Source organism: Paenibacillus sp. FSL P4-0113 (assembly GCF_038009305.1).
Taxonomy (GTDB): Bacteria; Bacillota; Bacilli; order Paenibacillales; family Paenibacillaceae; genus Paenibacillus; species Paenibacillus polymyxa_D.
Window position 1 is genome coordinate 3,144,100 of record NZ_JBBPAZ010000001.1, and the last position, 18,931, is coordinate 3,163,030.

20 protein-coding genes are annotated in these 18,931 nt (G+C 46.1%); 8 read left to right on the forward strand and 12 right to left on the reverse strand.

Annotation, left to right across the window (positions count from 1 at the left end; genetic code table 11):
* Nucleotides 1-105: 105 nt before the first annotated feature.
* Both MKX46_RS13365 and MKX46_RS13370 read left to right on the forward strand, forming a co-directional pair.
* On the forward strand, nt 106-765 hold the full coding sequence (locus tag MKX46_RS13365; RefSeq protein WP_069010047.1) for a DNA gyrase inhibitor YacG: 660 nt from the start codon (nt 106-108) through the stop codon (nt 763-765).
* On the forward strand, nt 746-1,105 hold the full coding sequence (locus tag MKX46_RS13370) for a DUF7716 domain-containing protein (protein WP_176715670.1): 360 nt from the start codon (nt 746-748) through the stop codon (nt 1,103-1,105). Before MKX46_RS13365 ends, MKX46_RS13370 begins: the two co-directional genes overlap by 20 nt.
* Here the strand turns inward: MKX46_RS13370 and MKX46_RS13375 are convergent.
* Complete coding sequence (locus MKX46_RS13375; protein ID WP_069010048.1) at nt 1,095-2,729, reverse strand: DUF6138 family protein; 1,635 nt, start codon at nt 2,727-2,729, stop codon at nt 1,095-1,097. The two genes, MKX46_RS13370 and MKX46_RS13375, sit on opposite strands and share 11 nt — an antisense overlap.
* A gap of 156 nt (nt 2,730-2,885) precedes the next feature.
* Between MKX46_RS13375 and MKX46_RS13380 the strand changes: the two genes are divergently transcribed.
* A complete protein-coding gene (locus tag MKX46_RS13380) occupies nt 2,886-3,662 on the forward strand; it encodes an SMI1/KNR4 family protein (RefSeq protein WP_340933494.1) in 777 nt (258 codons plus the stop codon).
* 17 nt (nt 3,663-3,679) lie between these two features.
* Nucleotides 3,680-5,101 carry an SMI1/KNR4 family protein gene (locus tag MKX46_RS13385; protein WP_340933496.1) on the forward strand — a complete coding sequence of 474 codons (1,422 nt, stop codon included), beginning with the start codon at nt 3,680-3,682 and terminating at the stop codon, nt 5,099-5,101.
* A 68-nt stretch (nt 5,102-5,169) separates the two neighbouring features.
* On the opposite strand, the gene MKX46_RS13390 is transcribed toward MKX46_RS13385, so the two are convergent.
* Entirely contained in the window at nt 5,170-5,784 is a 615-nt protein-coding gene (locus tag MKX46_RS13390) for a TetR/AcrR family transcriptional regulator (RefSeq protein ID WP_340886656.1), read from the reverse strand.
* Between the two features lie 25 nt (nt 5,785-5,809).
* Nucleotides 5,810-7,294, reverse strand: coding sequence for a phytoene desaturase family protein (locus MKX46_RS13395; protein ID WP_340933497.1), 1,485 nt, complete (start codon nt 7,292-7,294; stop codon nt 5,810-5,812).
* Nucleotides 7,295-7,610: 316 nt separating this feature from the next.
* Between MKX46_RS13395 and MKX46_RS13400 the strand changes: the two genes are divergently transcribed.
* Nucleotides 7,611-8,846 (forward strand): PHB depolymerase family esterase, encoded by a 1,236-nt coding sequence (locus tag MKX46_RS13400; RefSeq protein ID WP_340933500.1) that lies wholly within the window; start codon nt 7,611-7,613, stop codon nt 8,844-8,846.
* Nucleotides 8,847-9,142: 296 nt separating this feature from the next.
* Here the strand turns inward: MKX46_RS13400 and modB are convergent, their stop codons facing one another.
* Nucleotides 9,143-9,808: a molybdate ABC transporter permease subunit gene (gene modB / locus MKX46_RS13405; protein ID WP_029518567.1), complete on the reverse strand. Its 666-nt coding sequence runs from the start codon at nt 9,806-9,808 to the stop codon at nt 9,143-9,145.
* 3 nt (nt 9,809-9,811) lie between these two features.
* Nucleotides 9,812-10,672, reverse strand: coding sequence for a molybdate ABC transporter substrate-binding protein (gene modA, locus MKX46_RS13410; RefSeq protein ID WP_340933503.1), 861 nt, complete (start codon nt 10,670-10,672; stop codon nt 9,812-9,814).
* A gap of 270 nt (nt 10,673-10,942) precedes the next feature.
* Here modA and MKX46_RS13415 point away from each other — a divergent pair, with 270 nt between their 5' ends.
* Nucleotides 10,943-11,905 carry a substrate-binding domain-containing protein gene (locus tag MKX46_RS13415; RefSeq protein WP_069010054.1) on the forward strand — a complete coding sequence of 321 codons (963 nt, stop codon included), beginning with the start codon at nt 10,943-10,945 and terminating at the stop codon, nt 11,903-11,905.
* A gap of 397 nt (nt 11,906-12,302) precedes the next feature.
* On the opposite strand, the gene MKX46_RS13420 is transcribed toward MKX46_RS13415, so the two are convergent.
* Nucleotides 12,303-12,410: a putative metal homeostasis protein gene (locus tag MKX46_RS13420; protein WP_341071314.1), complete on the reverse strand. Its 108-nt coding sequence runs from the start codon at nt 12,408-12,410 to the stop codon at nt 12,303-12,305.
* Nucleotides 12,411-12,654: 244 nt separating this feature from the next.
* Nucleotides 12,655-13,014, reverse strand: a complete 360-nt coding sequence (locus tag MKX46_RS13425) for a hypothetical protein (protein WP_318627954.1) — start codon at nt 13,012-13,014, stop codon at nt 12,655-12,657.
* A gap of 166 nt (nt 13,015-13,180) precedes the next feature.
* Between MKX46_RS13425 and MKX46_RS13430 the strand changes: the two genes are divergently transcribed.
* Together MKX46_RS13430 and MKX46_RS13435 are read left to right on the forward strand one after the other, a co-directional pair.
* Entirely contained in the window at nt 13,181-13,423 is a 243-nt protein-coding gene (locus MKX46_RS13430; protein WP_029518571.1) for a helix-turn-helix domain-containing protein, read from the forward strand.
* A gap of 142 nt (nt 13,424-13,565) precedes the next feature.
* Nucleotides 13,566-13,835 carry a helix-turn-helix domain-containing protein gene (locus MKX46_RS13435; RefSeq protein WP_039271640.1) on the forward strand — a complete coding sequence of 90 codons (270 nt, stop codon included), beginning with the start codon at nt 13,566-13,568 and terminating at the stop codon, nt 13,833-13,835.
* Between the two features lie 154 nt (nt 13,836-13,989).
* Here MKX46_RS13435 and MKX46_RS13440 read toward each other — a convergent pair whose 3' ends face one another.
* The 5 genes from MKX46_RS13440 to MKX46_RS13460 all read right to left on the reverse strand — a co-directional run bounded on the left by MKX46_RS13440 (nt 13,990) and on the right by MKX46_RS13460 (nt 18,768).
* The gene (locus MKX46_RS13440; RefSeq protein WP_341071315.1) at nt 13,990-14,865 is read right to left on the reverse strand and encodes a cysteine ABC transporter substrate-binding protein; all 876 of its coding nucleotides are present in this window, start codon (nt 14,863-14,865) and stop codon (nt 13,990-13,992) included.
* Nucleotides 14,866-15,002: 137 nt separating this feature from the next.
* Nucleotides 15,003-15,758 (reverse strand): amino acid ABC transporter ATP-binding protein, encoded by a 756-nt coding sequence (locus MKX46_RS13445; RefSeq protein ID WP_029518574.1) that lies wholly within the window; start codon nt 15,756-15,758, stop codon nt 15,003-15,005.
* A gap of 18 nt (nt 15,759-15,776) precedes the next feature.
* The gene (locus tag MKX46_RS13450; protein ID WP_029518575.1) at nt 15,777-16,454 is read right to left on the reverse strand and encodes an amino acid ABC transporter permease; all 678 of its coding nucleotides are present in this window, start codon (nt 16,452-16,454) and stop codon (nt 15,777-15,779) included.
* Nucleotides 16,435-17,100, reverse strand: coding sequence for an amino acid ABC transporter permease (locus MKX46_RS13455; protein ID WP_029518576.1), 666 nt, complete (start codon nt 17,098-17,100; stop codon nt 16,435-16,437). Before MKX46_RS13455 ends, MKX46_RS13450 begins: the two co-directional genes overlap by 20 nt.
* A gap of 219 nt (nt 17,101-17,319) precedes the next feature.
* Nucleotides 17,320-18,768 carry a SulP family inorganic anion transporter gene (locus tag MKX46_RS13460; RefSeq protein WP_340886665.1) on the reverse strand — a complete coding sequence of 483 codons (1,449 nt, stop codon included), beginning with the start codon at nt 18,766-18,768 and terminating at the stop codon, nt 17,320-17,322.
* Between the last annotated feature and the right edge of the window lie 163 nt (nt 18,769-18,931).

Sequence of the window (18,931 nt, forward strand, 5' to 3'; positions counted from 1 at the left end):
GACTAGCCGACCGCCCATCTAAGCCATTCTGTTGTTAAGGAATATTATAACATATGAAATATAAAGAGTGCGTTTTTACGATCTTTCCGAAAAGGAGGAACGAACATGGAGCAAAAACGCTTCAAAGATGAATATGGATACAAATATGACTTTAGCGCCGTGATTAGAAGAGGAGAACAGGTAACTGTTCACTGCCCCCGTTGTCAGGGCCAAGCTTTTATTTCCATATCCAAAAAAGACTGTTATTACGTCGTTCGATGTTCTCATTGTTACTACACATATCAGCAGCCCGAATCTTATACATTCTATGCACGCGGCGTATGCAACCATTGCGAACGGTATTTTAATATCGAAATCCATGATGACCGAACGAAACTCCATAAAAATACAAATATAAACTGTCCGCACTGTGAGACACGCAATCAGGTTCCGGTGCATCGTGTGCAATCACGCGAATGGCATACGAACGTGATCCAAAACGGAAAAGACCCTATTTTCCAGCTCCAGCTGTACTTCCTAGATTACTATCGGGGGAAACCTGTCTGGGCTCTTAACCGGATACACCTGAATTACCTGCTCTCCTATATCTCTGCCGAGTTGCGAGAAAAGCCTGCATCCGGTATGATGCGTACGGCTTCCCACTCCATTCCCAGGTACATTAAGGATGCGAAGAATCGCCAGTCCATCTTAAAGATATTACAAAAGCTACAGCATAAGCCAGCGGCTAAGAGAGGAGTCTCCATACATGAGCATACAAACTTTTGACAGCCTTGAAGCACTGGTCCATGCCGTTGACCAAACAGAAATCAATGAATGGGTATTTGCCAATCTGAAACATGTTCAAAGTAATCCGCTCAATTCTACCTATTACATCATTCCCGAGGAAGAATTGTGGGAACTGGAGGATGCCGGTCTCACCGTCACCAATCATCGTGATGAAAGTATACCTGCATCTCTGCCAGACCATCAGGTGCAATCTTGGCTGGAGGTGGCGACTGTACAGGATGTCATTGAAGTGTTACGCCACAGCGGAAGCGAGCCGGATATTGAACGCATTGCGCAAGGACTGCGATATTATCATGAATATGATGCTTTTATGGAATAAGCGTTTCCAGCAGCTCTTTTACCTCAGGGACAGCCTGCTTCAGGCTGTTTTTTAGTTTCTTCGCGCCACCCCATATACGATAAACAAGCACCTCTTGTTCGTAGTTCTCCAGCTTCTTAAGCTCCTCCACCAATACCTGTGCCTGCTCTACGGTTTCAATTCCGGATGACTTCAGTGGTTTGGCAGACTCGTTGCCTGCCAGTAGAACCCTCGTCCAAACGGGTATCGTGTCCGGTGTCAGTCCGTGTGCGTCAGCAAATACAGCGGCGTAACCGTCCTGTACGGACTGATGTTCACTGTCCACCAGCTTCATATAACGATTCACTAATGGGAAATAGTTCTTTCCTTTTAGGCCCAGTCCCATCACCGCATAGGTTCCCGGCATTGCCGACTTTTCACCGGGCTCTACATCGTTATACCACTTGAACTCTTCCATCACGACCTCAGCATATTCAGCCAGCAACGGATGCAGCGCAGGATATTCAAGTGCATTGGCGAAGAAACGATGCAACGTAGATTTAGCCAACTTGGGTACAGGCAGGTAGTTTTTCACCTTGCTTTTGAACTTCATCCGATATTCCTTGGTAAAGCCCTTTCTTAAAATATCGCATAAATATACGAGTGCTTCTCTATAGCTCTCTTCTTCCTCTGAACGAATCTGAACCTCCAGCGTTTGCAAAATATCATTGGCTTGGCAGATGACTCGCTCACTTGTATATAACGCTGGGATGCTTCCTGATCCGTTCTTAAGCCACTGGGCTGCCTGATCCGAACCCAACTGTGCAGCAATCTCCAAATACTTCTGCCGTGCATCGGCATCGGTCGAGCCCACCCGCATCGCGGTAAGCAGGAACATCTCCATGGCTGGCGCGGGAATTTCCGAAGGGAGAATATCGGGCTTCACTTTATAATCCAGTCCATAGCTTTTTTCCCGATCCGCATACTTCAGCAGAAATTCATCCTCAGCCCAATGCTTTAAGCCACTGCTGAGCTGATACCTCCATGCTTCCTCACGCTTGCGGCTGACCTTCACTTTGGCATCCATTCGATTCAGCAACTCATTCATCCGCTGGGCGTTTACAGGGTACAAATGAGGATCAAGCAAGTGTCTCACTAAGAAGAAATCGTCCTCTTCCTTCGGGATAGCTTTACTGGAGGGGTTGAGCTTCTGCTCTACAAACTGTTGGATAGTGGCTAACAGTTGCTGCCGTTTATCTTCATTTAGGAGTGAGAATGTAAAATGATTGGCCTTATTCTCCAAGACCACTTCCAGATGAAAATCCAGTCGATAACGAAAGAACATGGAGCTGAATTCTTCCGAATTAAATAGCGCCTCTATCTTTTCCTTGAACATAGGCATCCATTCGTCCTGCACCTGCTGCAATGTTACCCCATCTGTAAACCCAGAAATTTCCGCATCCGGTCTACGACGATCCCAATCAAACGGTTCGTGGGTATCCACCCACAGCCCATCCTTCTTACAAGTAACTTTTAAGTATTCATGAATCCCTTCGTGAAGGACGCTTTTGATTTGGAATTCGGCGATGCGCTTTTGCTCAGAAGCGTATGTCTGGTCAATCTCCTCAAAAATTGGACCGATGTAGGCTTGTACCCCTGATGTCATAAGATGTGTTCCTCCTTCGTCCCTCACAAATTGTAGTTCCTACGGAATTAAGATAGACTAATCTATAACTATTTTATTTCCTGATTATAGCATATCTCTCATTTACTTTTGGACTCTACCCCTATAGATAGAGTGCCGGAAAGCAGGTGTATTCATATGTATTGGGTTTCCACACAACATACGACGGTGGCTGCCGAAGAACTGACAACTTTCGAACATACCTATGGATTAACTTTACCACCTCCCTATGTAGCATTCCTCACCCGCTATGGGCCTGGTACCTTTTGCGGACTGCTGGTGATTGAACCGCCTGATGCTCAACTATTACAATCCTATGCGGATTACGAACTGTGGAGGCATGATGATAACTGTCCGATCACCGTGCAACAGCTAGGCGAGTGCGTGGTCATCGGTAGCTCCATAGATGGGGATTTCCTAGCGGTGCACCCTCAGGTCGAAGGTTTGCTTTGGCTACCGCGACATTCGGAGGTCATTACTAAGAAGCCATTAGATGTTCAGGTTCCATTTACAGATACACTGGAGCATATACTACAGGATGAATTCGGAAGAATAGAGCCATTCCCCCGTTATTTCGAACCTGTCAGTCTGGATAGAGCAGCAACATTTCTACTATTTAATCCACCCGAGACGGCGGAAGCTTGCGGTTCAGCCCATCCGAACGATCAAGCCTTGCAAATAGCTCCAGCATCTATACAGGTATTGGCTCAGCGTTTTAAACAGCATTTTGACTCAAATCTATGGATTGAAAACGAGCATATTTGCATGGCTTTTCTTCAGACTCTAGGCGGATATGTGCGTTTTAACTATGCATATGGACGCGAAGTGGCGATCATTTATGAACCCACAGCGATAGCACTTCGTGATGAAATTCTAGCATTCTTGCAAAAAGAGCATTGCCAGGTTGTAGAGTAAGAGGAGGACAAATACGAATGACAGTACATTTTGAACGAACCTTAGAAAAGCTGGGACAGATCGCCGATCGTCTGAGACAAGGTGGGATGTCTGACGTGGTATACCAATGGTCGAAGGGGATTTCTACAAGTGAACTAACTGAGCTGGAGGAACGGCTGCAGATGCCTTTGCCTGCCTCCCTGTCTGAGTTGATAAAGCGGTGTGGCAGCTTACATTTGCTATGGTGCCTCCCTCAACACTGTATTGTAGCCGATGAACCGGCTTGTTCATATGAAAGCAGTAATGGCCTTGAACAAGAACCGAATATCCTCGACGATATCACAGGAGAATTTGGCTGGAATCATGAGTATATTGGCTATTTTACATCTTATGGGGAAGATACCGACTCAGCAGCGGACGAGCAACGATATCTGATCCTTAATTATAATGGTGCGGGTGATCCGATACTGCTTGATATGGCGACATCCGCAACAGAGCCAGCGGTGTTCTGTTATGATCATGAGTTGGATCAGTTTACTCTGCTCGCAGAAAATCTACCCGCCTATATAGAAACCATGCTCACCTTGCACGGACTATGGCTGTGGGATTGGTCTAACGTGTCAGACGAGCATGGCATTCAGCTAAACAGTCCACCACTACAACTGTGGCAACGCTGGTTGGACATGTTTTGTACGATGAAGCTGGAGGATGCGCAGTCGTTGGAGACGCTGATCCATTACACCACCATGCATGGCGTAGATCATCCTGCTGTGGTGCAGGCTTTTCAAGCCTATGATCCAAAGGATATTTTTCTTGCCTGGGAGCAGCACTGGCAGAACATTCAACATAGCCAGGTTCCATTCTCTACATGGGCCGTTTGGGTAGGGGAGACCGCAGGGGTTGGGGCTGCTGATTGGGTCCGCTCCTTGTGGGAACCGGAAACCGCGCAAGTATGGACATCTTTAGCACAAAACAATACCCTACATGCTAAGGGTGCATTTGCGTCCACACGCGCCTATCTGAGCGCCCGCTGCCTACCCGGGCAGGAAGGCTTGGTATGTGTTTGCAATCACCTGCTACAGCATTCGGTTGCAGATGGCAAATTAGAAGGATACACCGCTAATGGGCAGCTACAGCATTTTCATTCACCGCAGGTCATTAACTGGATACGGGATAAGGTCAATCATCCGGTCGATGGCTGGGCAGTACTTTTCGCCTACTCTTGTCCTACAGCTGAGCAGGTGATTGAATGGCTATCCAGTAGTGAGCTTCATCAGAAGATTGCAACGGAGGGGCTAGATATTATGATTCATCGGGATCTTCTGCCCGCTCTGGAAGCAGACGCTTGGGCCAATATCTCAGATCTGCTTCTTGCTTCTTTGCAGCTCGTGATGCTCAAAAAAGATAAACGTCGTATTGAAGCCGTGCTTAAGCAGCTTTCAGATTTGGAACTTCGTTAATCTTTCGGAAGGGTCGTATGCGGATTCACATGTACAGTGATGTGAGGTAAAGAAAGTTAGCCGCTGCATCAGCGGCTTAACCCCTTGAGGAAAGTATCTATAGTAAATGAAATCAATTCATCATTTGATTGTGCCATAGGAAAATCAAAATTCAGGAGCAAAGAAGTCAAGCCGTGCAGCATACTCCATACAGAGCTGGCGAACAAGCGCTCATCTCCTTGAATGATGGAACCCTCCTCCATAACGGCTTTGAGCCCAGCTTCAAGAAGCTCAAAGCCTTTAAGGCTCCCACTGTCTATAAGACTAACCAAGCTTACAGATTCCAGGTTGCTGATAAACAAAATGTTGTAATATTCCGGGTTAGCCGTTCCAAAACGAACATACGCATCAGACACCGCCTTCAGTGTGTCCAGAGCGTTCAATCCCGCTGCCTGTGCTTCATCCGCACGTTGCTGAAGAGCCTGCAGAAACAAGGCATTTCCTTCTAGCAGGAGTTCAATTACAATTGCTTCCTTATTGGCGAAATAATGATAAATAGTTGTTGGTGAATATTCGATCTGATCCGCAATTTTGCGCATGGAGACTTCAGCATACCCTTGATTCAGAAAAAGCGATCGGGCGGCCTCAATGATTTTCCGGCGGATCTCATTGCTTTCACGTTCTCGGCGTTTGATATGTTTCATGAGTAGATGTACTTGCCCTTTCTGCCTACCCCAATTTGGCGGCGATACGATCAGCTTCCATTATACCCGATTCCATAACCCCTTGAAACCCGCCCCCAGGCTGTGTCCAGGCCCCTACCAATGATAGACGCTTTACTGCTGATTTGTGCTTGAGCCTTTTTATACCGGACTGCCGAACCGTTTGTGCGTAGCCATAAACAGCCCCGTCGGGATTAGCGGTATAACGCTGCATCGTGCGTGGTGTGCCCAATTCGGCTACCATCACTTTGCTGCTAAAACCCGGATACAGCTGTTCAAGGCATCCCAATATCTGCTGTGTCACGGCTTCTTTTTTGGCTTTGTATTCGGGACGTGCGGTAGGCCAGTTCTCCAATCTGTCCAAAAATGTAATTGCGATGACACCCTTTCCCGGTTCATTGAGCTTAGGGTCCATGGCGTTATAATTCGTGAGCATCCAGTTGCCTTTCGTGTACTGGCCGCTCATCATTACTTCATAATCTGTCTCCGAATCCGGCTCATTACGCAGGATTAAGTCTTCTTCGGTGATGCCAAGCTCATGAGGTTCACATGATAATCCCAGATATAGCTGGGTGAGAGACGTGCCAGTCTCCAAACTGCTGACAGCTTCCAGCTCACGACGGGCAGCATCATGGTTTTCCAGTAGACGGCCATAGGTATGATGGGGACTGATACCAGACACAATCCAGTTGGCTTTATATACATCCCCTTTTTTCAGACGGACACCAGCAGCTTTACCATGTTCGAGTATAATCTCAGATACCTGACTGCGCAGGTGAACTTCTCCTCCCGCTGACTTAATAGCGTCAACCAGTGCATTAGATAAAGCCTGTGCGCCTCCCTCAATGTAATACGTCCCCTCCATGTGGTAGCCGATCCAGGGAATAAAAAAATACAGGGCCGCAAGTCGCTTTGGAGGCAATCCGTAATAGGCCCACAGCGCGGTGAAAAATTCCGTGAAGCGGTCAGATAACCCGAACTGGCTTACAGCTTCCCAGGTGGTCATTTGCGTCCAGCGGAGAAAGGTCCCAGCTTTGAGCAGGCCAACCGCCTTGCGCCAGGAAGTGAGAGTAGAAAAAGCAGAAAAGCCTGTTTCAAAATGGCGAATGCCCGCGAATAGACTGTCAATGGCTTTCACCTCAGTAGGAAACATGTTCTTGAGGAGCTGCACATACTCCTGAACATCGGACGGAATATCAATGTTCTGGCCTTCCCAACGAATGGAGTAAGGGTGCTTTTTGCGGAGAGGAACAATTCGCTGGTCCGCATTACAGGCCTTCAGCATCTGACCAAAGCTTCCTTCCTCGAGTCCGCCGACACCATGCAAGGAGACATCAAAGGTATATCCCTTTCTTGTAAATTCAGTTGCGAAACCGCCAGGCAGAGTATGGCTCTCAAAAACAGCTGTTCGGTAACCGAGCGCAGAGAGTCTTGCTGCACAGGATAAGCCACCCAATCCTGCACCGATGACAATAACATCATATTGGTTCATGATTTCATCCCCTTTTTTAACATCGTTATATAAGTTAACAGTGTTAAGTTAAGGAGATTATATACCATAATATTACCGTTGCCAAAGTAAAACTTTTTTAATAAAACATCAAAAAAATGTAGCGCTTTCACTTGTCAAATTCCAATGAAGGTGCTATCCTTCAAGTGGGATTGTTACTGAAAAGGCAAAACCCGAGTACACTTGTGTACCCGGAGTTTGCCTTTTTTTTAATTTGTATGGATTCCACAGCATACAGTTAACCATCCCGAACATGTAGTAAGCGCTTTAAAAAATGACACCAAAGGAGATTAATCTCATGCAAAGAAGACGTTTTGCCCTTGTTTTATTATCTTTCGTGTTCCTGCTAACGATCTTTTTCCCATCCTCCAGCTCTGCCGCAGCAGCAACAGATGTCCCAGCGCCACAGGCTACCCTGCTTACTCAAGTACAGCCTTTGGGTGAAGTCGTTTCTGCTGTTGTACTGAAATACAGCACCAATATTGACGGGGCATCTTTATCCACGTCTAGCTTTCAGGTTCAATCTGTACTCAATGATGTATATACAGATAGAACCGTGACCGGTGTATATACCAATGATACTGGAGCCATCACCAACCGCAGTACTCATGGTAAATATGTCGTGATTGAGCTGGATACACAAGATAAAAATGCAAGTACCCTTACTTACGATGCAACAAGCGCAGTTAACCGCATCAACACGTTGAATTATATTATTAGTCAAAAGAAAGATATTGCAACTTCAAAGAAAACATTCATCCCAGCCTCTGCACAGACTGTAAAAGCAACAGATAAAATTACACCGATCGTAGACGATTTCCAAAAAAGCATCTTTGAAAATAAAGAAGGCTTCAAGCTGAACTACTTTACGTTTGAGCCTAAAGTTGAGCCCGGCAAAACCTACCCTCTGGTTGTATTCCTGCACGGAAACGGCGAACGTGGTGACGGAAACGGAGTAAATTTGCTGGCAAACGCCGGAGCTGTTACTTGGGCTTCTCCTGAGCAGCAAGCCAAACACCCATCCTTCGTAATCGCACCACAAAGCCCGATTGACTTGGAACATAAATTCATTTGGGCGGATGAACCACGCAACAGCGCTGTAGCCGATTTGGTACGTGAAACAGCGTTAAAATACCCAATCGACACCGACCGAATCTATATTGTTGGTATTTCTCAAGGAGCTATGGGTACGTGGAGACTGCTGGAAAAGAATCTTGACTTGTTCGCCGCAGGTGTACCCATTGCCGGTTTGACCAACTATGAAAAAGCCGTTAACATGTATGCACCTGTCGATCCTAAACACGTTGAAGTACTGAAAAACGTTCCGATTTGGGCCTTCCATGCTGCAGACGACACCACAGTTAGTCCTAAAAACTCGCAAGAAATGGTAGCTGCCATAAAAGCACAAAACGGTAACCTCATTCATTTTACTGAATACGAAGCAGGGATTATCAAACCTACAGGACACTTCTCCTGGGTACCGGCTCTGCAAAATCAGGATATGATTGAATGGCTGTTTGCACAAAAGAAATAAATGTACAGGCCTGTTGATTAACCACTAAATGGTAAAAGTAAAGTCGCCCACCTTTCAGTTGGTTTGTACCCTTACAAACCAACTGAAAGGTGGGCGACTCCATGAAAAAGTCTATTACGATCCCAACGATTCTTCAATCCATTCCGCTAGCCTGTGGGGTGGTTCATACGTATTCAGTCCTGCGCAAACAGCTTTATAGTCTAAGGCACTACCTCTGCTTCTTTTACTTCCTCTAGGCTATATTAACTTTACTGCTTTCATTGCCTGCATTACACACATCATTACGCTTCATTTGCTCAAGTCTTCCTTCTCGCAACAAGCAGCATAATAAATGAAATTAAGACAATGGCAATCGTCCACGCCCAGGCCATCGTCTGATTCCCTGCATCGACAGCTACATAGATCGCCGTAGGTACCGTCTGCGTCTTATTCGGAATGTTCCCGGCAATCATCAGCGTCGCTCCAAACTCGCCAAGCGACCGTGCGAAGCCCAGTATCGCGGCAGTCAGCAGTGAAGGATAGGACAGCGGCAGCGTAATGTAGCGAAACATCTGCCATTCGCCAGCCCCTGCCGATCTGGCCGAGTCCTCCAGTGAACGGTCCACCGCATCGAATGCCGTCTTCATTGTCTGATAGACGAGCGGGAATGCCACCACGATAGACGCCAGCACCGCCGCCCACCAGGAGAAGATGACTGACGCGTGGAACAGCCATTCGATCCATTGTCCTAACCAGCTTCGACGTCCCAGAATGACCAGGAGCAGGAACCCGACTACCGTCGGAGGCAGCACCAATGGAAGCATGAAAATGGTCTCCAGCACCAGCTTACCACGTATGCGGCTTCGCCTTATCCAGCGGGCCGCCAGTACTCCTAGGACCAGCACGATCACACAGGACAGAGAAGCGACCTGCAGGGATAGCTGTACCGGAGGCCAAAATTCCGCCCAATTCACAGCAGTCAACAACTATTCCGCCTTACGGAAGCCGTACTTTTCCATCACCTGGAGCGCAGACTCGGTTTGCAAATAATCGTAGAATTGACGTGCATCCTCCTCATGACTTGTGGCAGCTACCAAACCGAGCGGATAGGTAATCGGAGAATGAAGCTTGGAGTCCACTGTTAACGCAATGCGTGTATCCTTCGTGGAAAGTGCATCCGTCTTGTATACGAAGCCCGCATCCGCGTTACCTGTTGCTACGTACTGCAGCACCTGTCGCACATCCTTGGCTTGTACCAGCTTCGGCTCCAATTCACTCCACAGCTTTTGATTCGTTAACGCTTCCTGTGCATATTTCCCCGCAGGCACACTGTCAGGAATGCCAATCGCGACTGTCTTGATGTCTTGTCCCTTCAGGTCATCCAGTTTCTTGAGCGCCACTCCATCCTTAGCAGGAACGACTAATACCAGATCATTCGCGAGCAACGTGCTGCTCTTCTTGACAAGGGCTTTTCCCTCAAGCGCCTTCATGCTGGAGGTAGAGGCAGAGATAAAGACGTCTGCGGGCGCTCCTTGCTCAATCTGACGCTGAAGTGCACCGGAGGCGCCGAAGTTAAAGTTCAGCTTCACATTCGGGTGCTCCCGCTCATATCCGGTCTTAATATCATTCAGGGCGTCCGTCAGGCTTGCCGCTGCAGAGATCGTCAACTCCACCTGTTGCTGGTCCGGTGCCTTCGTGCCTGCTGTATTCTCCGTTGTTGTTTGTGCTGCTGTTGCCGCCGGCTCTACAGGAGCTGCGGGCGCAGCACTCTGGGAACCGCAAGCAACTAACACCACTAGTGCCCATATAGCTACTAGACTTCCAATCGTAGACTTGATTCTTCTCAAATTCCATCCCCCGTTCAATCATGTTTAGTTATAATTAGATATAACTAGTATAAATTCATATCTCATTATAGCTATGAAGGTAATCCTTGTAAACCACCAAAGAGCAGTTGGCAAGTATCACTTATGCCTGTTTAGAAGCTTGATGTTCCTGACTTTTTCGCCAGCCTCTGTTATGCCAGATGATTTGGTGTACAATATATGAGACACTGTGCATGATACATCACAGAAATTGATACATTTCAATCATACTGTTATTAATGGAGGTCTACTATGAATTCTCCTGTATCCTATACGACTGAGGAAATAGCCAAGCTACTGAAGATATCCAAGCTGACCGTCTATGATCTGATCAAAAAAGGAGAGATCCCCTCGTACCGGGTAGGTAAGCAAATGCGGGTGGATGCCAGTGATCTCGAAGCTTACAAGCAGCGCTCCAAAAGCCAACTGCTGAAGCACGACCCATCACCCACACCCATATCCATGATGATCCCGCCGCATTCGCTATCCGGCGGTTCGACGCAGAATTCCAGTACAGCAGTCATTACTGGCCAGGATATCAGCCTCGACATTCTCGTCAAGCATCTTGAGAGCCAACAGACGTCCATTCGCCCGCTCCGCTCATATGGGGGTAGTCTGGACAGTCTCATCTCTATGTACCAGGGCAAAGCAGACATCGTCAGTACTCATCTGTGGGACGGCGACAGCGGTGAGTATAATTTGCCTTATATTCGCAAAATTCTGAACGGCTTCTCGTACCTCGTCATCCGTCTGTTATCCCGGCAAGCAGGGCTGTATGTCCAGACAGGGAATCCTTATGGTTTGCAGGGCTGGAAGGACTTGGCGCTTCCGGGGCTGCGTTTGGCGAATCGCGAGAAGGGCTCCGGCGCGCGCATCCTGCTCGACGAGCAGCTTCGTCTTCATCACATAGACCGCACTGCCTTGCTCGGATATGAAGACGAATCGACGCATCATATGGCTGTAGCAGGCAAGGTCGCCTCCGGCGAAGCCGATGTTGGTATCGGAATCGAGAAGGCCGCCAGTATTGTGGGGTCCGTGCAGTTTATTCCACTCATTCAGGAGCAGTACGATATCGTCATGCTGCGCACACCAGAGCGACAGGAATGGATTGATCTTATATTGCAGATTCTTCATTCGGACAGCTTCCGGCGGGAACTGGGAGCCATTCAGGGATATGACCTTTCTGAGACAGGAAAGATCTTGCTAGAGACATAGTCCGAAGTACAAAACAACGCTCAGGAACAGTCTTCCTGAGCGTTGGAGTCTATTATGGAACTAAATGTCGCTGTTAATGCTGAACGACTATAATGAAAATCAATGTAGCTTACCAGGAGTAAGCCTCGGGAGCGGCTTGCCAAGCGCAGGAAAAATCTCGTCCAACTACTTCAATAGCAAATTGCACATGATATAAAAAGAATATATGAGTTTGGCTCATACAGTTCTAAAAATAAAAGCGCCAGAACGGTTCGAAATCCGCCTGGCGCTATATTTATTGCATCAAAAAAAGGCACCTGCCTTCCTGTGTCCACCATCAGGAGAGCAAGTGCAAAATAAAACGAGGAGACTAAAAAATTTGACACTGATATTGCCATTTGCAGTTAACTTGGAACCTCTAACTCGCGCGCTTCGCAGCTTTGAGCGTTCTCAAAGCTCGTTTACGCGTTACCTTATGAGGACAGCTGGGCTGTCTTCGGGCAGTTGCCACATCTGCTCTCGCCATGTGTACATACCCCACCCTATTCACTTAGGCTCATATTGGGAGTCTGTGCCTAAAGACTTAAATGATAATGAGAATCATAATCATTTAAAATTATATAATGAAATCTACGAGCATGCAAGAGCTTTTGGGGCATTATGTATCTCTTTTACAACGGTGTTCATTTCACCCTTTTACGCTTCTGTGTTACATTATATAAATAAGACGAGAACAAAAATTCGAGGCTGAATTTATGTTCGCCATTTTTTCATAGTCCTTTATTCCGAACTAAATCAAAGTCTATATCTTCTCGACATGTGTTACATAACAACTCGTCTGTAAGAAAACTTAATGCATCCATGTTGCGCAACCGTTCGACTAACTCGGTAATCACATCTATGTCCTCACGTTGTACATATCTGGCAAGAGTGATGCCGCCTGTATCGCCATCAAAATATAGATGCGAATGATGTCTTTCCTTTTTTACATGTCGAAGAGTAAGCACGCTATTGTCGATCATCATGACGTAACGGTCCTTGATTAGATAGCCCTCAAAAAGCTCATACATATGCGGAAGATCACAGGGACCAAGAATGACACTTACTTTTTCAAAATTACCTTTGTTCATTTAGATTAGCTCCCTTCACATCTATTAAATCGGTCTTTACTAAAGATTAGATTTGTAAATTTTATAACCTTTTAAGATTAACCTTTGTAGTTATTTTATATCCTTTGAAGATAAACTTAAATAGTTAATGCTATTTCTATTTAAATTTCTATAATGAGGTGTATGTATGGGAATTGTTTTTAAACTTGAAGAATTACTTCGAGAAATCGGGATTACTAAAAATGCTCTCGCTCGTGAGGCAAAAATCAGACCTAATACCATCTATGAGATGTGTAACAATACATCCAAGCGAATCGAATTTAAAACATTTAATACCGTGATGGAAACACTGATTCGGCTCTCTGGTCGTCCATTAACCCTACATGATGTTCTCGAATATATACCTGAGAATGAATCAGAGAAACACTGATACATTCACAGAATAGTCCGCTGCATCTTATATCTCTGCCCCTGGCAGGGATATTTTTTTCCTTGTTATTTAGCATAATTGTTATCATTATTTCAGAGTACGTGTGGCTAGAATCTATACTGATAAAGGAGTATTTTCCATCATGAATGTTCATGAGAGATATCATTTTAAACTTGGCGATATTTTAGAAGAACTTGATATTTCCCGAAATAAACTAGCCGTAGAAGCAAAAATACGTCCGGCTACTGTAATAGATATGGTAAATGGCAAAACCAAAAGACTTGAATTAGAAACACTTGTCCATATACTTGATGCTTTGAACAGAATTGCCCATCAACGAAGATTTTCAAGGACTATTACTCTTGCTGATATTATAGAATACATCCCCGAAGATGAAATGGAGAGACAGTGAGACTATAATATGAGAATGAGGATTACTATTAGCCAAGAGGGCATTTCCATGACGAAATAAAAGGTTGCTAAAGCCCTCTTTTCCCCATATTAAAGAAGCGTTGGGACAGCAAGCCCAACGCTTCTTTATGCTTAATAAGTACCTTATATGATGATTAATCCACTTTGCCGCCCTCTACGACCAATTGATCTGTAAAGCCTTCTCCATAAACGGAGGTCAGTGTGTCCTTGTAGGCTTGATGGACAAAATTTTCCTTACCCAACGTTGCCAACTCATTGTTGATCCAGTCTAACAACTCCTTATTTCCCTTTGCTACTGCGGGTGCAATCGTATCTTGACCACCAAAGGCCGGGATGGTTACGGTAAAGCCGGGGTTGGCCTTTGCCCAGGCGATCAGCTCTGTATTATCGTTGGCAATGGCAACGCCGCGTTTGTCTTTGAGGGCTGAGAAAATCTCTGTGTATTGATCGAATTTGAGCAGCTTGATGTCAGGATAATTTTTCGTAAAATAGGTTTCAGCCGTCGTTCCTTTTGCGACAATCAGCTTTTGATCCGAACCCTTCAATTGGTCAATCGTGGTGATTGGAGCACTATCAGGTGACACAATGCCAAAGGATAATTTCATATACGGATTGGCAAAATCAACTTTTTCTTTACGCTCATCGGTCACCGTAAAGTTAGCCAAGATGATATCTACCTTGTTGGATTCCAAATAGGCAACCCGGCTGGCAGCATCCACCAGAACAAATTCCACCTTGGACTCGTCACCCAAGAGATCTTTGGCAAACCGCTTCGCAATATAGACGTCAAAGCCTTGATTTTTCCCTTCCGAATCCACGTAGCCAAAAGGCGGCTTATCTGCAAATACACCGATTCGAATCTTGCCATTCTTTTTAATATCCTCAATCGAAGCAAATTTAGCCGAGCCTGAACTACCGTTGGTATTACCAGCCCCTGCACATCCCACCAAACCAACAAGCAGCAAGCTCAAAGCCAGTAATAACGTCGTGAACTTCATTCCTTTTCTCATCTGTATTCCTCCCCCTGTTTGTCAGCATTTTGCATCATTCGGTTTCTTTCGCTTCTGGGTGCAATATAGAGACCAATAGAAACATGTCGATCTCTATATTGTGATTGGAAGTCGCTCATGGAATTGATGCAAAATGCTCATATCGTTTCGTACTGAAATATATCCAGAAAGTGCTGGGCACGCTCTGTTTCCGGTTGGGTAAAAAATTGCTGCGGCGTAGTCATTTCGCATATCTGTCCTTGATCCATAAAAACGATACGATCTCCTACCGACTTGGCAAATCCCATTTCATGCGTCACGATAATCATGGTCATGCCCTGTTGGGCCAGCTCTCGCATGACATCCAGCACCTCTCTGACCATTTCCGGGTCCAAGGATGCGGTGACTTCATCAAAGAGCATAATTTCCGGATTCATACACAGGGCGCGCACAATCGCAATCCGTTGCTTTTGCCCACCTGATAATTGTCTCGGATACGCATCTTTGCGATCCAGCAGACCCACTCGCTCCAATAGCTGCTCCGCTTGCTCAAGTGCCTCCTGCTTATTTCTCCGCTGAACTTTAAGCGGGCCGAGCAATATATTTTCTAAGACCGTCATATGCGGAAACAGCTCGTAGTTCTGGAACACCATTCCGATATGCTGACGCACCTCACGCCAATTCACTTTCTTGTCCGTCAGGTCTTGCCCTCTATAACGGATATCTCCGCTCTGAACTGGTTCCAGACCATTGAGACATCGGAGGAGTGTGCTTTTTCCACATCCCGAAGGACCGAGAACGACCACGACTTCCCCTTTCGTTACGTCCAGATTAATCTGTTGTAATACTTTTCGGTCTTCGAAGCTTTTGTGCAGCCCTCGAATTTCGAGTAAAACCTCCACAGCCTCTCCCATGACACCCACCCCATCCTGCTAATTTTGCCATCTGCGTTCAAATCTTTTGGAAAGTCTGGATAACGGATAGCATACGAGAAAATATAATATGAAAATAAAGCCATACACCCAAAAGGATGCCGAGGGCGCTTTGATTACACCAAGCTCAATAATCTGCTGTCCGACCTTGACCACTTCTACTACACCGATCAGCACTACTAATGAAGTGGTTTTGATCATCCGTGTCGCCAAATTAATAGAACCGGGAAGCATTCGGCGCACCGCCTGGGGAATGAGTACATGGCGGTATAACTGCCCATATGTCAGTCCCAGTGCCTGCCCGGATTCCACCTGATGCTTGGGCAGTGATTCCAATGCACCCCGAACAAGGTCACCAATCTCGGCTGCTCCCCACAGGCTGAATACGATAATTGCTGTCAATTCTCCGCTGATATTCACATTTAACAAAGGCGTAAATCCAAAATATACAACATACAACCACACCAAAATCGGAATAATGCGGAATGTCTCCAAATATAATCTCAGCACAAACCGAATCGGTCTTGATTGTAAGGTGCGCAGCAATCCCATCAGAATGCCTAATAGAGTACCGATAATAATGGAAAGTAACGCAATCTCCAGCGTAACGAGTAATCCCCCTAATAGACGCTCGAAATTGGAACCTTCAAAGAGCACATTAATCCCCGAATTCAGCATATCGCACCTTCCTTTCCACCCAAGTCAGCAGTATCGACAAAGGTAAAAGCAGGACGAGATATGCCAATACCAGCAGAATTAGCGATTCTGTCGTTTTGTAGTACATACCGATTAGGTCTTTTGCCACATTCATCAAATCTAATAAAGCAATGGCGCCAACAATGGAGGTCTCCTTGAGTAGAAAAATCGCATTCGCTCCCAGAGACGGAACACTGATGGTAAAAGCCTGTGGCAAAATAACATATCTCGCCAGTTGTATCTTGGACAATCCGAGACTCAGCCCGGATTCCGTTTGCGTTTTACTTACGGCTTCGATTCCACCACGGAACGCCTCAGCCATATAACCCCCGCCCAAAAAGGTCATGCCCACAATGGCACACGTCATTTCGCTCATATGCAGACCTATTTTCGTAAACCCGTAATACAGAAAATATAACTGAACAAGCAGCGGCGTATTTCGGGAAAGCTCAATATAGGCAACAATGATGCCGCTAATTCCCTTCACCTTGTAATACAGTACTATACTGCATAGCAAACCGACGACTAGTGAAAACAGAATAGCAAAAAAGGCGATCTTCAACGTCAGCCACATGGCTTCTCCATATAGCGGCAAGCTCTCTACAATAAAGTCCCAGTCTAAGTTCATATGTGCATACCTTTCAATTTTCAATTATTCCTATGTATTTGCTTTGCTTAATAACAATGATTGTATTCCTGCCCAATTATTACGTCAATACTTTGATGAAAATTTGTCATATTTATCTATGGTTTAGGAAAGAAAAGTGTTGTTTTATTTCAGAAATAAATAAAAAAGCTTGAAATGAATAAATTTCATTTCAAGCTTTGATTTATGCTATACGATTCATCACACGAGTGGCTCTGTAACTACAGGACCGCCGAGCTTCTCTACAATTAAACGGCTTTCCTCATTTAACCCTTGTAGGGTAATAGTTTTACCTGAGTTTCTGTATTTTTGAAGCACCTTGCCAATAGCAGTAACCGCCGAGTGATCCCAAACATGCGAATGGCTAAAGTCCACTACAACGCGGTCCGGGTCATCCGAAGGTTCAAAATGATCAACAAAATGAGACGTTGAGGCGAAAAACATCGGCCCCCTGACATGGTACACCTTTTCTTCATGATCCTCAGTCGTACTGATACGGATTTTAGCCATTTTCCAGCCAAAATGCAGAGCACTTAGCAGTACGCCCACGATTACGCCCTTGGACAAATCATGCGTAGCCACCACGATGATCACCGTGACCACCATAATCAACGTATCTGCTTTGGGAACCTTGGCAATGTTTCGCAGCGATTTCCAATCCACAGTTCCAATACACACCATGAACATAACTCCCACTAATGCGCCCATGGGTACTTCCTTCACAACTCCACCAAGTACGAGCAGCAGAAAGGCCAAGAATACCCCTGCCGTAAAAGTGGACAAACGCCCTCTTCCACCTGAGCTGACATTAATGACGGATTGTCCGATCATGGCACAGCCACCCATACCCCCAAAAAAGCCATTTACAAAGTTGGCAATCCCTTGCCCACGGGCTTCCCGGTTTTTATTGCTTTTCGTTTCGGTCATTTCATCCAAAATGCTGGCTGTCAGCAGCGATTCCAGCAGTCCAACCAGTGCCATCGTAAAGGAATACGGCAGCAAGATCCGCAAAGTATGCCACGACCACTCAATTTGCGGCAAGTGGAATGAAGGCAGCGAACTGGTCAGCGTCCCGATATCTCCTACCGTTTTCACATTCAATCCAAATATATACGTAATGATCGTCATGATGATGATTGCCGTCAATGGAGCGGGGATGCTTTTCACAAATCTCGGTAATATATACACAATGAGCAGCGTACCTGCTACCATCGCGTACATGATCCAATTGGCTCCATGAAAATGAGTAAGCTGAGCCATAAAGACGAGGATCGCCAACGCATTCACAAACCCGGTCATGACTGGCTGTGAAATAAAGCTTATAAAGCGACCTATTTTCAAAACACCCAGCAGCACTTGAATAATTCCTGCCAAAATGGTAGCTGCAAACAGATATTCCACGCCATGATCCTTCACCAGACCAACGACCAGTACAGCTACGGCCCCGGTTGCTGCCGAGATCATCGCCGGACGTCCACCTGCAAAAGAGATGACAATGGCCATCGAGATGGAGGCGTACAGTCCGACCATGGGATTGACCCCCGCAATGATCGAGAAGGCAATCGCCTCGGGAATTAGTGCTAGCGCCACGGTCATGCCCGCAAGTATATCGGCCCGGATATTACCGAACCATTGTTGTCTAAGATTCATACTGTCTCGTTCCAGCCTCCTATATTTACAGAGAGTAGCGTGTTGACTCGCAACCCGTGTGGTTTCGGGCATCCGTCCAGCTGCCAATCGCCAAGGCTCTCCTATCATTCAGTTCGTCTCTCTCAAACGACCCGGTCCGTTACATTCAGTCCATCATTATAAC

What these genes read in the sequence shown, in the direction of transcription:
- MKX46_RS13365 (WP_069010047.1), top strand. Translation starts at nt 106, where the DNA reads ATGGAGCAAAAACGCTTCAAAGATGAATATGGATACAAATATGACTTT.
- MKX46_RS13385 (WP_340933496.1), top strand. Translation starts at nt 3,680, where the DNA reads ATGACAGTACATTTTGAACGAACCTTAGAAAAGCTGGGACAGATCGCC.
- MKX46_RS13450 (WP_029518575.1), bottom strand. Translation starts at nt 16,454, where the DNA reads ATGCTGAATTCGGGGATTAATGTGCTCTTTGAAGGTTCCAATTTCGAG.
- MKX46_RS13415 (WP_069010054.1), top strand. Translation starts at nt 10,943, where the DNA reads ATGAATTCTCCTGTATCCTATACGACTGAGGAAATAGCCAAGCTACTG.
- MKX46_RS13460 (WP_340886665.1), bottom strand. Translation starts at nt 18,768, where the DNA reads ATGAATCTTAGACAACAATGGTTCGGTAATATCCGGGCCGATATACTT.
- MKX46_RS13400 (WP_340933500.1), top strand. Translation starts at nt 7,611, where the DNA reads ATGCAAAGAAGACGTTTTGCCCTTGTTTTATTATCTTTCGTGTTCCTG.
- MKX46_RS13375 (WP_069010048.1), bottom strand. Translation starts at nt 2,729, where the DNA reads ATGACATCAGGGGTACAAGCCTACATCGGTCCAATTTTTGAGGAGATT.
- MKX46_RS13455 (WP_029518576.1), bottom strand. Translation starts at nt 17,100, where the DNA reads ATGAACTTAGACTGGGACTTTATTGTAGAGAGCTTGCCGCTATATGGA.
- MKX46_RS13370 (WP_176715670.1), top strand. Translation starts at nt 746, where the DNA reads ATGAGCATACAAACTTTTGACAGCCTTGAAGCACTGGTCCATGCCGTT.
- MKX46_RS13395 (WP_340933497.1), bottom strand. Translation starts at nt 7,294, where the DNA reads ATGAACCAATATGATGTTATTGTCATCGGTGCAGGATTGGGTGGCTTA.
- MKX46_RS13435 (WP_039271640.1), top strand. Translation starts at nt 13,566, where the DNA reads ATGAATGTTCATGAGAGATATCATTTTAAACTTGGCGATATTTTAGAA.
- MKX46_RS13425 (WP_318627954.1), bottom strand. Translation starts at nt 13,014, where the DNA reads ATGAACAAAGGTAATTTTGAAAAAGTAAGTGTCATTCTTGGTCCCTGT.
- MKX46_RS13380 (WP_340933494.1), top strand. Translation starts at nt 2,886, where the DNA reads ATGTATTGGGTTTCCACACAACATACGACGGTGGCTGCCGAAGAACTG.
- MKX46_RS13420 (WP_341071314.1), bottom strand. Translation starts at nt 12,410, where the DNA reads ATGGCGAGAGCAGATGTGGCAACTGCCCGAAGACAGCCCAGCTGTCCT.
- MKX46_RS13430 (WP_029518571.1), top strand. Translation starts at nt 13,181, where the DNA reads ATGGGAATTGTTTTTAAACTTGAAGAATTACTTCGAGAAATCGGGATT.
- MKX46_RS13445 (WP_029518574.1), bottom strand. Translation starts at nt 15,758, where the DNA reads ATGGGAGAGGCTGTGGAGGTTTTACTCGAAATTCGAGGGCTGCACAAA.
- MKX46_RS13390 (WP_340886656.1), bottom strand. Translation starts at nt 5,784, where the DNA reads ATGAAACATATCAAACGCCGAGAACGTGAAAGCAATGAGATCCGCCGG.
- MKX46_RS13440 (WP_341071315.1), bottom strand. Translation starts at nt 14,865, where the DNA reads ATGAGAAAAGGAATGAAGTTCACGACGTTATTACTGGCTTTGAGCTTG.